Origin of the sequence: Microcoleus sp. D3_18a_C4 (genome assembly GCF_036702415.1) — a bacterium.
Lineage (GTDB): Bacteria > Cyanobacteriota > Cyanobacteriia > Cyanobacteriales > Microcoleaceae > Microcoleus.
This window is the reverse complement of record NZ_JAUBTI010000149.1, coordinates 1-12554: the sequence shown is the minus strand read 5'-3', so window position 1 is coordinate 12554 and position 12554 is coordinate 1. Positions and strand designations below refer to the sequence as shown.

General features: G+C 47.3%; 10 protein-coding genes and 1 pseudogene. 6 read left to right on the top strand and 5 right to left on the bottom strand.

Annotated elements, in window-relative coordinates; genetic code table 11:
• Positions 1–201 precede the first annotated feature (201 nt).
• On the top strand, positions 202–1092 hold the full coding sequence (locus QUB16_RS31305) for a methylenetetrahydrofolate reductase (RefSeq protein WP_333322139.1): 891 nt from the start codon (positions 202–204) through the stop codon (positions 1090–1092).
• A gap of 266 nt (positions 1093–1358) precedes the next feature.
• Entirely contained in the window at positions 1359–2981 is a 1623-nt protein-coding gene (locus tag QUB16_RS31300) for a mucoidy inhibitor MuiA family protein (protein ID WP_333322138.1), read from the top strand.
• Positions 2982–3072: 91 nt separating this feature from the next.
• Here QUB16_RS31300 and QUB16_RS31295 read toward each other — a convergent pair whose 3' ends face one another.
• The 5 genes from QUB16_RS31295 to ebsA form a co-directional block, all read right to left on the bottom strand.
• On the bottom strand, positions 3073–3564 hold the full coding sequence (locus tag QUB16_RS31295; protein ID WP_333029954.1) for a YajQ family cyclic di-GMP-binding protein: 492 nt from the start codon (positions 3562–3564) through the stop codon (positions 3073–3075).
• Positions 3565–3709: 145 nt separating this feature from the next.
• A complete protein-coding gene (locus tag QUB16_RS31290; protein ID WP_333055489.1) occupies positions 3710–4126 on the bottom strand; it encodes an MAPEG family protein in 417 nt (138 codons plus the stop codon).
• 15 nt (positions 4127–4141) lie between these two features.
• A complete protein-coding gene (locus QUB16_RS31285; protein ID WP_333322141.1) occupies positions 4142–4645 on the bottom strand; it encodes a DNA recombination-mediator protein A in 504 nt (167 codons plus the stop codon).
• A 278-nt stretch (positions 4646–4923) separates the two neighbouring features.
• Positions 4924–6021 carry a phosphotransacetylase family protein gene (locus QUB16_RS31280; RefSeq protein WP_333322136.1) on the bottom strand — a complete coding sequence of 366 codons (1098 nt, stop codon included), beginning with the start codon at positions 6019–6021 and terminating at the stop codon, positions 4924–4926.
• Positions 6022–7425: 1404 nt separating this feature from the next.
• On the bottom strand, positions 7426–7800 hold the full coding sequence (gene ebsA, locus QUB16_RS31275; RefSeq protein ID WP_333140917.1) for a type IV pilus biogenesis protein EbsA: 375 nt from the start codon (positions 7798–7800) through the stop codon (positions 7426–7428).
• A 246-nt stretch (positions 7801–8046) separates the two neighbouring features.
• On the opposite strand from ebsA, the gene QUB16_RS31270 reads away from it, so the two are divergent.
• The 4 genes and pseudogenes from QUB16_RS31270 to QUB16_RS31255 form a co-directional block, all read left to right on the top strand.
• Positions 8047–9564: a glycosyltransferase family 2 protein gene (locus QUB16_RS31270; protein WP_333322135.1), complete on the top strand. Its 1518-nt coding sequence runs from the start codon at positions 8047–8049 to the stop codon at positions 9562–9564.
• Positions 9565–9901: 337 nt separating this feature from the next.
• Entirely contained in the window at positions 9902–11131 is a 1230-nt protein-coding gene (locus QUB16_RS31265) for a succinate--CoA ligase subunit beta (protein ID WP_333322134.1), read from the top strand.
• 83 nt (positions 11132–11214) lie between these two features.
• Complete coding sequence (locus tag QUB16_RS31260; protein ID WP_333322132.1) at positions 11215–12111, top strand: CoA-binding protein; 897 nt, start codon at positions 11215–11217, stop codon at positions 12109–12111.
• Between the two features lie 237 nt (positions 12112–12348).
• A pseudogene (locus QUB16_RS31255) lies at positions 12349–12480 on the top strand (RRXRR domain-containing protein); the annotation flags it as partial.
• Positions 12481–12554: the final 74 nt, after the last annotated feature.

Below are 12554 nucleotides of genomic sequence, written 5' to 3'. Positions count from 1 at the left end.
TTGTACAATACGCGAGCGGGGACGCTCGCACTACAATAAAAAAAATGCTTTTTACAAAACTGAGATGCTCCCATGACAACTACCAACTGCCCACTAACAACTGCCAACTGTCAACTGTCAACTGTCAACTGCCAACTGTCAACTGTCAACTAACAACTGTCAACTGTCAAATAACACATAACCAATAACAGAAAAATAATCATGAACCGTTTTCGCACAGCCTGCACCACCCCCGGAGAATTTATAATTACCGCCGAAGTTGCCCCACCAAAAGGCGGCGACATGACTCACACAATTCACATGGCTGAACGCCTCAAAAACAGAGTTCACGCAATTAATGTCACAGACGGGAGTCGCGCAGTTTTGCGAATGTGCCCCCTAGCAGTTTCGGCGATTTTAGTGCAGCACGGAATTGAGCCAATTTGTCAAGTTGCTTGTCGCGATCGCAATCAAATTGGCCTGCAAGCCGATCTCATGGGAGCTCACGCTTTAGGCATTCGCAATGTATTAGCACTTACAGGCGATCCCGTCAAAGCGGGCGACCATCCGAAAGCAAAAAGTGTATTCGATTTGGAATCAGTACGACTGTTACAAGTCATCCAAAAAATGAATGGCGGCAAAGACTGGAATGACAAACCTTTAACAGACGGATTTACCGATTTATTTGTCGGTGCTGCCGTCGATCCGCAATGCCCCAGTTGGTCGGGTTTGCAAAGTAGATTTGAGAAAAAAGTAGAGGCTGGAGCACAGTTTTTTCAGAGTCAATTAATTACAGATTTTGAAGTTTTGGATAAGTTTATGCACCACGTTGCAGCGGGCTGCAACAAGCCAGTTTTAGCTGGAATATTTTTGTTTAAATCAGCTAAAAATGCTGAATTTATTAAAAAATACGTGCCGGGAGTTCACATTCCGCAAGAGACGATCGACCGTTTGGCTAAAGCTCCAGAACCCTTGCAGGAAGGCATAAAAATTGCTGCCGAACAAGTCAAGCTAGCGCGGCAGATTTGTCAAGGAGTTCACATGATGGCCGTCAAACGAGAAGATTTAATTCCTCAAATTTTGGATTTGGCAGGAATCGATCCACTGAGCTAAAATTAACCGTTGGGGCGGGTTTTACCAACTATCAATGCCTAAAAGTAACGATTTCGTAAACTCCTAAACCCGCCCACTCCCGCGCTACCATTTTGAACATCAAACTGTCGGGGCGGGTTTGACCAACCATCAATGTATAAAACTAATGATCTCGTAAACCCGCCATCCCCCGCTGTAGATAATCCAATAACTTCTGAGTTTGATTAATAAACTACTTTGAAAAATGCTCGATCGACTAAACGGTTATTAAATAGGAGCCACTGGCAATGACTGACTCAGAAATACTTAATTCTGATACCATCAAAACACTAGATACTCGCATATCAGAAGTTACAGTTTACACCGATCGCGCTTTGGTGACGCGCCGTGGCACAGTCGCTTTGACGGGAAACGAGCGAGAATTGGCGATCGCCTCTCTCCCCGCAACCCTGGAACCAGAGTCAGTCAGGGCTACGGGTGCGGGTACAGTTGCTGTGCGATTGCTGGGAGTGCGCTGCCACAGAGTGTTTAGCAGCGAACCATTGGGCGATCGCACTGCCGAATTAACCCAACAAATTAAGGAGTTACAAACCCAAAGACGGGGAATTAACGACAAAATAACCGCCCGAAAAATTCAGCTCCAATTTGTGGAAGGTTTGAGCGAAAAAAGCGTCGGTTTCTTTTCCAGCAGCATCGCCAAACAGCAGGTAGGTTTAAACGAAACTGGCGAATTGCTCAATTTTTTAGGAACTAATTACCTAAAATATGTAAGTGCGATCGCCCAACACGAAAAACAGCAGCGCGAAATAGACAAGCAAATAAAAGCTTTGCAGCAGCAGGTGGGGCAAGTACAAACTCCCCATTCGCAGCAAAGTTTTAACATCATTGTTGCCATTGAACCCAGTGGCAGCGGCAATTTTGAACTAGAAGTTTCCTATGTAGTCACGCGAGCCCGTTGGACTCCCCTTTACGACTTGCGAGTAAACACTATCAACAACCAAATTAATCTCAATTACCTAGCCGAAGTCAATCAAAATACAGGCGAAGATTGGACGGGAGTAGCGCTGACTTTATCTACAGCAAAACCCGGAATGGGAACTCTCCCACCAAAACTAGAACCTTGGTATATCGATAAAACCGAGCCAGAGCAATTTTTTGGTAGGGGTGTATCAGAGGATGATTTTTTAGACCTAGAAGAAGTATTATCTGAAGGTTTTACAGGCGGCGGTTCACGCTCCATAACACGAGCGCCCATAGCAGCTCAAATAGCCACAGCCCAAGTATCCAGAGAAGGCGGTACAGTCTCATTTCAAGTAGGCGGAAGTACCAAGATTCCCAGCGACGGTACACCGCACAAAGTTACTATTTTCGGCGAAAATTATCCCTTTAAACCTGAATATATTGCAGTTCCGCGATTAGTCAGTTTTGCCTATTTGCAAGCAGTTGTTGTGAATCCGCTGACAGGCGCAACTCTGCTTCCCGGTAAAGCAAATATCTTTCGCGACAACACTTTTGTCGGTACTGTGCAGTTAGAAAATGTTTCCCCCGGGCAAGAATATAAAGTTAATTTAGGAATAGATGAACGGTTAAAAATAGAGCGGGAATTAGTGGAAAGACAAGTAGATAAAAAACTGATCGGCCAGCAGCGGCGCATGAGTTACGCTTATCGCTTAAATGTGACAAACTTGCATCAGGTGCAGGTACACTTGACACTGAAAGAGCAATTGCCAGTCAGCCGCAATGAACAAATTAAAGTGCGATCGACTCTCACTAATCCGAAGATAGTAGCAGGTGAAATGGGACTGCTAGAATGGATAATGTCTCTGCCACCGCAAGCAAAGCAAGAGTTATATTACCAGTTTGTTGTCGAACATCCTCCCGACTTAACAGTCACGGGTTTAGATATTTAATATTAAGTCGATAAAAACTTGTTTTTAGTCAGGACTTTAGTCCTGATTCGTCACCACGTATGAGGACTGAAGTCCCGATCAACTATCAAATTTACCTGTAATTGGTAAACTGCAAAGCCATCGGATAATCTTCTTGCTTCAACCGTTGAATTACCAACTGCAAATCATCCTTATCCTTAGCCGAAACGCGCACTGCATCACCTTGAATCGAGCCTTGAATCTTTTTAAACTCATCTCGAATTAATTTAGTGATTTTCTTGGCAATTTCCTGGTCAATCCCTTTTTTCAGTTTGATTTCTTGGCGTACTCTAGTACCACTAGCAGCTTCAATTTTCCCATAATCAAAAATTTTCAGAGACAAATTGCGCTTGGCGGCTTTAGTTTGCAAAACAGTGTGAATCGCGTCGAGAGTAAATTCGCTGTCCGTATTGACAGTAATGGATTCTGCGCCCAATTCTACGGTAGTTTTGGTATCTTTCAAATCGTAGCGGCTTTGAATTTCTCGCGTTGTTTGGTCAACAGCATTGACTAATTCTTGCCGATCGAAATCGCTGACAATATCAAAGGAATAACTAGCAGCCATAAATTAGTAATTGGTAATGGGGCATTGGGCATTGGGCATTGGGCATTGGGCATTGGGCATTGGCAAAACAGGGCATTGGGCATTAACAACTAACCAATAACCAATAACCAATAACCAATAACCAATAACCAATGACTACTGAAAATTAGCCGTTAACAGCCATTAAACTGAAATAGAATAAAGAAACAGTGCAAGAAGAACTAATCGCAAACATGAGCGATCGCCCCAGCGGCACATTCAGAATATAGAAAACCGAAAACAACAACCGGGCGATCGTAAAAGCGATCGCAGCCCAACCCGCCGGTTCCGAATCTACCCCCGTCACAAAAGCCATCAAAGCCGCCGCTGAAAACAGCATAAACGTCTCAAACGAATTTTGGTGAGCCCAAGTTGCCCGCTGAGCGTAAGCAGGCAACCTCTCAAACATAGCGCGGGGGGCAGCTTGGTCGTAGCCTAGCTGCAAGCGGGCGAACGCAACCACCAAAAACGGTGCGTAAACCAGCGCAGCAGCAGCAGCAATACAATCAAGCAGAATAACCGACACAGGCAATCCCAACAGCATCATCCGCCTCGCAGTTCAATCAAAATAGAACAGAGTAACCACCTTGCGCTGTTCCTCAGCATCCTGGCAAGTTTTCAGCAAAGTGTGGCTTTCGTGAAAAGCAAAACATATCAGTTGCTGGCAGCGAGAAATAATCTCCTGATTGCACATGGCGCTTGCTTCCGGGAGAGACAAGCTATCATTTTTGGGATTTTCTACCAAATGTATCACTTGTTCGAGTTGCTCGCGAGACTCGCGAGGCTGGCGACTCATGCTTTGTGGCAAAATCACCGTCAGCAGATTAGGATCTGCTCGCATTGCCCCCCGAATTGCGGCTGAATTGGTGCCTGTAGCGCCAGAAGTGATGAGCTGATTGCCTCCCAGAACTATGGCGTAGCTCAGCATCTCAATTAGCTGCTGGTGGGTAATAGGAACGTGGCGAGAACCCAAAAGAGCAATCCGCTTGGAGCTGGTTTGCTGGATCGCCGCAAGTTCTTGTAAAAAATCATCTACTCTGGGTAGCTCAATTGATTGACTCAAAGAATTTATTAAATTAAATAAAACTACGTTGTGGATTTTAGCAGACTCACTAGCCATTGCCGCCAAAAAGAAGTTAAGAATTGCTGATTTACCGGATCAGACTAGAGGATGGGGAGATTTGAGTTCGCCTGAAGGCAGAATGTCTTCCGACATTGGCCAGCCGGAGCTCAAGGTAGAATTCAAGAAAAATTGAGAATTTAAGAATTTTAGCTTTTTATTTATTTAAACAAAAAATTCTCTCTGCCGAATACCTTCTTCCCTCAGCTCCGGCTCTCTTCTTAATGGACTCGATCGCTCAGCCCCAAGGATGCCATCATGCCCTCAAGGTCAAAATGTTCTGCCATTAGCTGAGTAACGCATTCCACCTTGATCGGTTCGTGCAGGCGCACGCTGCCAAAGGTGCTGTCGATAATTTCCACCGTGGTTAAGGTATCCAAATCAACAGACAAAACCGGAATTTCCATTTCTTCTGCCCTGCCAATCACCAAGGGAGAAGGAGGCAAGTGACCTGTCAAAATCAAGCACTGAGTCGAGCTTTCCAGAGCCGCTAGCTGAATGTCCGTGCGATCGCCCCCCGTCACCACCGCCATATTTCTCGCTTTGCGGAAATACTTCATAGCCGAACTAACATTCATCGCGCCAATTGTCAAGGTTTCCACCATCAAGTCCAAACGGTCTTTACGGCAGAGCACATCAGCTTTCAATTGGTGCACCAATTCTTTGACGCTGACACTTCGCAGCAAAGCACTTCTCGGCAGCATTCCCAAAACTGGAATACCCGCAGCCTCCAGAAAAGGCCGCACAGTCGCCGTTACGGATTCGAGTTTGTCCGAGGGAACGTCGTTGAGTACCACGCCCAGCAACCGCGAACCCAAACGCTGTTTAGCCGACAGCAAATCGTCTACATACAGATCGATCGGGCGAGCTACCAACAGCACAGAGGCATCAACTGTCTCAGCGATTTGAGCCAAAGACAAGTCAAACAGACTGCCTTCCTCCAAATTAGCTGGGCCTTCTAACAGCGCCAAGTCTCCGCTGGGAGCTTGCAAATATTGCGCTAAAGACTGGCGGTAATCTGTCTTGTCTTCTCCCCGCAAACGCTTGTGAACGGTCTCTTCATCCAAATACAGCAGTGTTGACGGCATCTGACTTTCTGAGAGATTCAGCGTCTCTACCGCGAACCGCACGTCTTCGTCCTCGATCCCAGCTCCGGGCGAGCTGAAACAGGTTCCCAGAGGTTTGCCGTAGGCGACGGCCAGTCCTTTTGCCCGGAGTCCGAGTGCCATCCCCAGGGCGATGGCCGACTTGCCACTGTAAGCTTTTGTGGAACCGATCAGCAAATATTTAGTCAATTTGGGTACGCCTTCAATCCTCAATTTGCACCTGTCTATTTCAATAAATTTAGTTTTTTCTACAGTATTTCTGAACTGCGACTCAATTAGGCAATACTATTATACTCGATTTTGTCACTTTTGGGCAATTTGTTTTTTTGCTAAAAAATTTTATTCACCTGTTCGCAACCCTTTTCTTCCCATTCTTTTTACTTGATTTTGGGAAACCACTTTTTCAATTGTTTGTTTTGCCAGCAGGTTTTGATAAGTATTTATCGCCCATAATTTCTTTGAAAGCCGATTTTAATTGTAATATTTTTAGGCATTCGGCTTGCGTCGCTGAGATATCAACCTCGAATTTTATCGAGTAAAAATAACACGGTAAAACTGGTTAATTTTACATTAAAAGCCTACTTAGAGGGTTGAAGATAGTTTTTTTAGTGGCTAAATAGAGGATTGTATAGGAAGAGAACACGCTGCTTGCCTAAGCAATTGTGCATATAATTTGAAAGGGATATGTTGTAGGATTAGTTATTAATTATTAGTGAGCACGCCCGCGTTAAAACTGAGCGGTGGCACTGCGAGCAATAAGCTGCTTAGAATGGGGCTTCTAGCTTCTCAATACATAAATTGTCGGGCGGCGTGGGCTGGAATTTCGGCAGCCCAAAGGCTGATTGCGATGCTAGCGAGATCGCAGTTCAAGGGCTGTAGATTGATTTTCCTTGGGCGGATCTACAGCGCTTTCCTCTCAGCTACCTAGTCGCAAAAGTTGAACGAAATCGGACGGCGCGATTCGCCTCACGGCGATAGCTTCGCTCGCGCGTACTCGCCCAGTACCAATAGACCTCTTGCAAAAGTCCTTTTCATAAATTTATTGGACGGGATCTTCGGCCCATCCCACAAGAAAAAATAACTCTTGTGGGACGGGCCGAAGATCCCGTCCTAGTTATTTTTGCAAGAGGTCTAATATCCGAAACAGGCTTTTGCGCTTGTCCCACAACAAATACAGCAGTTTTCAATTGGATGAAATACAGGTAGGGACTAAGGCTTTGTCTGAATCCCTACGAGAAATCCGTATCACGCTCAACAGAAAACTGCTGTAGATTTACTTTAGAAATGGGGATAAGTGCTGACCCCCAAAAAGATTATTGAGAATGATCCAAGAACTCGCTTACTCTTTCCGCTTCTCAAATAGGACTGGCGCACCAATCATGTAATGTTGCCGTCGTGGCTTTACACTATTGGTGCGCCAGTTATACCGCCCGTCAATCGATTTTAGATTTTAGATTTTAGATTTTAGATTGAAGAAAGCAACCCCACTGATAAATCCGGGGGCTGGCGATCGGGAGCGAGGAGCTTTTTTCTCGATCCGCGAATCAATCCGGGGGCCCCGGATTAAATTGCTTGATTGTCAATTGCCGACTTTCGGGAGTGCGGTTGCGGTGAAAGTTATTCATCCATTCGCATCAGCTTGCGGTAAAACGTTTTAGAAAAATCGACGGTACGAGTTCGCTGAAAAGTCAGGAGAACCTCAATTAAGCAACTAACAAACTCAGAGCTTTGCATAGTCACTTCGTAGCTGAGTTCAGCATTACCGTCAAACAACACCCGACAGCGGGTTAAGTCGATCGGCAGCGACGAGATATTCCAACTAGCGACAAACGGCACGCTGTCCCCACCGTCAATTTTTCTTGCCCCCTCCAAGCTTTTGAGCTTGTAGAGGGCAATAGCGTGCGGTAAAAACTTGCGCCTGGGCTCTTGACAGAAAGGCGCGTAGACTTTCACTTCTTTGTCATCGGCTGGCTTGAGTTGAGGAATAGACATATTTCCACCTCAGACAATTATTACTAACAGATAGTTTAGATCCCCTGAAAAAACTAGCAGATATTCCAGGTCGATCGCAAGCAAAAGTCAACCCAAATACTCTATGCAGTACCCGTTTACCAGGGCCGTACAAACACCTAACCCGCTGGTTGTCCTCCCGTCCGCTTTCGACAAAAGCCCAGAAACTGATACAGTAGATGCTTATATCTAAAATCAAAAACTATTGGTGGTTGAATCAAGTAACCTATGCAGGAGAGTTCTTGGCCAGAAAACGACGCTCGCAGCGAGCTTAACTTAGACATCTCTGATTTAGCTCAAGAAGAGCTCAAGAGTTTGACCTCGCACTCGAAGCTCAGCAAAGTATTTGCTATACCAGACATTGGCGACAAGGTGTTTGACGCGGAAACAAAAGCAGAGCTCCCAGTTGCGGTGCCTGTGCCGGGAACTCCCTCTTTTCCTCAAAATCTGTACCGGGGACGGCGCGGAAAAGCCGCCGCAGTGCTGACTGCGATTTGGGCCGGCACGATCGCCCTGCACTTGATTTCTTGGGGCGCGTGGGTAGTGTGGGGGTTGACGGGACTGCTGTGGATGCAAGCATTTCGAGTTTTGTTTGCGGAACCCAAGCCCGCACTGCCACCTCTTGCCGATGAAAGTCGAGAGGATTGGCCTTACGTGTCGCTGCTGGTGGCAGCGAAAAATGAGGAAGCCGTGATTGCCAGATTCGTAGAATCCATCTGCAATGTAGATTATCCGATAGACCGCTACGAAGTTTGGGCGATCGACGATCACAGCAGCGACGGCACGCCGCTAGTATTGGAACAGCTAACCAAAAAGTACCCCCAGCTCAAAGTATTTCGCAGAGGAGCAAATGCCAGCGGCGGCAAGTCGGGAGCACTGAATCAAGTGTTACCACTGACTCGCGGGGAATTTGTCGGAATATTTGACGCCGACGCGACGGTAACGCCGGATTTGCTGCGCCGGGTGCTGCCAGTGTTCGATGGAGAAAAGGTAGGCGCTGTGCAAGTCAGAAAAGCCATCGCCAATGCTTCGGTAAATTTGTGGACTCGCGGCCAAGAAGCAGAAATGGCTCTCGACAGTTTTTTCCAGCAGCAGCGGATTGCGATCGGCGGCATTGGAGAATTGCGCGGTAACGGCCAATTCATGCGCCGCACCGCCTTGGAAAGCTGCGGAGGCTGGAACGAGGAGACGATTACCGACGACCTGGATTTGACGGTGAGGCTGCACCTAAACCGATGGGACATTGAATTTCTCCCTTTCCCAGCCGTGTCAGAAGAAGGAGTCACTAACGCTCGCGCCCTGTGGCACCAGCGCAATCGCTGGGCAGAAGGTGGCTATCAGCGTTATCTTGACTACTGGCGGCTAATTTTGCGGAACCGCATGGGAACTGGGAAAACTTGGGATTTATTTGGATTTTGGGTATCTCAATATTTCTTACCCACAGTAGCGCTACCCGACTTTGTGATGTCAATTGCGCTGCGCCGGATGCCGATCGCCAGTCCCATAACTTTTATGACCCTTACATTGTCGGTGGTGGGAATGTTTGTCGGTTTGCGCCGCACTCGCAAAGAGACCAAATTTGACGTAAGGCGAGTTTTTCTCACCTTGCTGCAAACGCTGCGGGGTACTGTGTATATGTTCCACTGGCTGCTGGTAGGGACTGTGACGGCTCGGATTGCGGTACGGCCCAAGCGGCTCAAATGGGTCAAAACCGTCCATCAAGGTGCTGTTAATAGCATCAAGTAAACAATTCGCAGAAATATCTCGGCACAGTATGGCCGAACGTCCGAAGATTTTCCGAGACAAAAAAACACCAACGCTCGCCAAATATCTCCCCGCCAGAGCCTAAGAGTAAAATTTGGCAATTCCGAGAAAAAAACACTTTGAAACAGCTTAGGTAATAGGTAATCGGCGAGCGGTAATAGCGAATAAGTAATCGGCCATACAAAAGTCTAAAATTAAAAGATAAAAGCGAGAATTTTTAACTTTTAACTTGACAAAAAACCAATTACTATCTATTAATTATGAATTGCCAATTAGGACGAATTGCTTGTTGCCAACTACCCGTCACCCGTAATTGATAATGGATTTGTTAGAGTACCAAGCTAAATCTTTATTTCGCCAGATGGCAATTCCGATTTTGCCGTCGCAGCGGATTGACAATCCCGCTGACCTCAAAGGACTGAAAATTCCTTACCCCGTTGTACTCAAATCGCAAGTGCGGGCTGGGGGACGGGGCAGGGCGGGGGGTATCAAGTTTGTGGAAAATACGATCGATGCAGTAGCAGCAGCCCAAACAATTTTTAATTTGCCGATCGAGGATGAATATCCCCAAGTCCTGCTGGCAGAAGCAAAGTACAACGCCGACCAAGAATTGTACTTAGCGGTACTCCTAGACCCCGTAGCACGCCGCCCGGTGCTTCTGGGTTCGAGCCAAGGAGGTATGGATGTCGAAGGGTCGATCGAGCAAATGCAGCAAGTGGCCGTAGATCAAGAATTTTCCCCCTTCTACGCGAGGCGTCTCGCGCTGAAAATGGGATTGCAGGGAGACTTGATTCAATCGGTGAGCACCATTGTCGAAAAAATGTACCGGCTGTTTGTCGAAAAAGATTTAGACCTAGTAGAAATCAATCCTCTAGGCATCAGTCCGACGGGAGAGGTAATGGCTTTAGACGGTAAAGTCACCGCCAACGACGATGCCTTGGGGCGACATCCAGATTTGGCCGCACTATCGGGAAAGAAGCTCTTGGGCGGGTTGGCACGGGAAAGAAGAAGTCCCCATGCTGGGGGCGATCGCTCCCATTCCCAGTCCAAGGTTCAGCAGTCGCCGGAGTTTGACCCCAAATCTAAATCCCCAATCTCGAATTCCGAATCCCTGCAATTAATCGAACTAGACGGGAATATCGCGATTTTGTGCAACGGAGTGGGCCTGACAATGGCAACTCTAGATGCTGTAACCCACCAAGGAGGAAAACCAGCTAATTTTGTGAATATTGGTTCCCTAGACCGCTACTATGCAGCAAATGCCCTGCGCGATCGCGCGGAGTTGGGTCTGGAGTTAGTCGCTCAGGATAAAAGCGTTAAGGTGATACTTGTAAATATTTTGGGCAGCGCCTCCAAGACCGAGGAAATAATCGCTGCAGTAGCCGGCTATTTGGAACGGAAAGCTCGCGCTAACCGCCACATCCAAGTTGTGCTGCGGCTGGTAGAGATCGATGCTGATGCTGTTAAAAAGCGTTTGGGACAGTTGCCGGTGCAGCTAGCTAGCACTTTGGATGAGGCCGCGGCCGCTTCTGTATCCTCCGTCAAGTAGCGGCAGTCGATCGGCAAAAAATGAGATTTCGGTACAGATGAAGGCCTTCTGCTTTTTACAGATCGAGTGTCAATTGGGAAAAAATGAATTTAACTCCTGAAAGCAAAGTCCTAGTACAAGGCATTACAGAATCTCCCGCGTCCACCCGCGCCGCCCTGATGATGAAAGCATACGGCACGAATGTAGTCGCCGGTGTCAGTCCCGGTCGGGGGGGGCTGGAAGTGGAGGGAATTCCGATTTTTGATTTGGTAGAACAAGCAGTGGCGGCAGTGGGTCACGTTGACACTGCGGTAATTTTGGTAGACGCTTACTCGGTGCTGGATGCGGCTCTAGAAGCGATCGCCGGAGGAATTCGGCAAATTGCGATCGTTACTGGGGGAGTGCCTCCTCTGGATATGGTGCACTTAGTCAGAAAAGCAGAAGCCACCGAAACTTTGGTAATCGGGCCCAACAGTCCGGGGATTATTGTGCCCGACAAACTCCTGCTGGGAACTCACCCCAAGGAATTTTACACTCCCGGCCCCGTGGGAGTGATCAGCCGCAGCAGCACTTTGACTTACGAAGTTGCCCTAGAACTGACGGAGGCTGGGTTGGGACAGTCGATGGCGGTTTGTATTGGCTGCGACGCGATTGTCGGTTCTTCTTTTATGCAGTGGCTGCAAATTTTGGACGAAGACGACAGTACCGAAGCGATAGTTTTGGTGGGGGAAGTTGGCGGGTGGAGTGAACAAGCTGCTGCTTCTTACATCGCCTCGGCGATCGACAAACCCGTGGTTGCTTATCTGGCCGGCCACTACGCTCCCAAGGGGCCGTCTTTGGGCCACGCCGGCATCCTGATCAGTTCTCGGGCGGCTGCCCAGAAAGCCTTTGGAGTTTCGGTCCCAAACAAAATGGCTGCCTTTGAAGAGGCGGACATACCTGTGGCGGCTCGACCTTCAGAGATTCCTAAGTTGCTCAAAAAATTGCTAAAGAAAAATTGATTGCTTTGGGACTTACTGAAATCCTAGACATTTCTGGAGAAATCCCGAAATAGCTAAGTAAGTCCAGGCTGTTGTTACTAGGAAGCGTTAAAGTTCATACCTTGGAGTACGTGCCAGCCCCAAGCTCTATAACTCCACCGTTAAACAGGCAAGGATTTGTAAAGCCAGTGCTGTGGAGAAAGTACCGCCTAATAACCATGCCGAGGCAACCTTTACTAATTAGGAATAGACGCAACCATGTCTAAAACTCCCAATCAAGTATTTGTACTTGACATCGACAAGAAACCTCTAACTCCGTGTCTGCCAGTGATAGCTAGAAAGCTATTAAATGCAGGTAAAGCAAAGGTTTTTAGACTGTACCCGTTTACCAGGGTAAACGCATCTTAATTTCAACCTAAAACATGATAAGATCAAGTGTTTAGCTAAATCAAGTGCGTAATTGA

Excerpts from the sequence above, each read along its gene's own strand:
- QUB16_RS31305 (WP_333322139.1), top strand. The coding sequence starts at position 202 with ATGAACCGTTTTCGCACAGCCTGCACCACCCCCGGAGAATTTATAATT.
- QUB16_RS31300 (WP_333322138.1), top strand. The coding sequence starts at position 1,359 with ATGACTGACTCAGAAATACTTAATTCTGATACCATCAAAACACTAGAT.
- QUB16_RS31295 (WP_333029954.1), bottom strand. The coding sequence starts at position 3,564 with ATGGCTGCTAGTTATTCCTTTGATATTGTCAGCGATTTCGATCGGCAA.
- QUB16_RS31290 (WP_333055489.1), bottom strand. The coding sequence starts at position 4,126 with ATGCTGTTGGGATTGCCTGTGTCGGTTATTCTGCTTGATTGTATTGCT.
- ebsA (WP_333140917.1), bottom strand. The coding sequence starts at position 7,800 with ATGTCTATTCCTCAACTCAAGCCAGCCGATGACAAAGAAGTGAAAGTC.
- QUB16_RS31270 (WP_333322135.1), top strand. The coding sequence starts at position 8,047 with ATGCAGGAGAGTTCTTGGCCAGAAAACGACGCTCGCAGCGAGCTTAAC.
- QUB16_RS31265 (WP_333322134.1), top strand. The coding sequence starts at position 9,902 with ATGGATTTGTTAGAGTACCAAGCTAAATCTTTATTTCGCCAGATGGCA.
- QUB16_RS31260 (WP_333322132.1), top strand. The coding sequence starts at position 11,215 with ATGAATTTAACTCCTGAAAGCAAAGTCCTAGTACAAGGCATTACAGAA.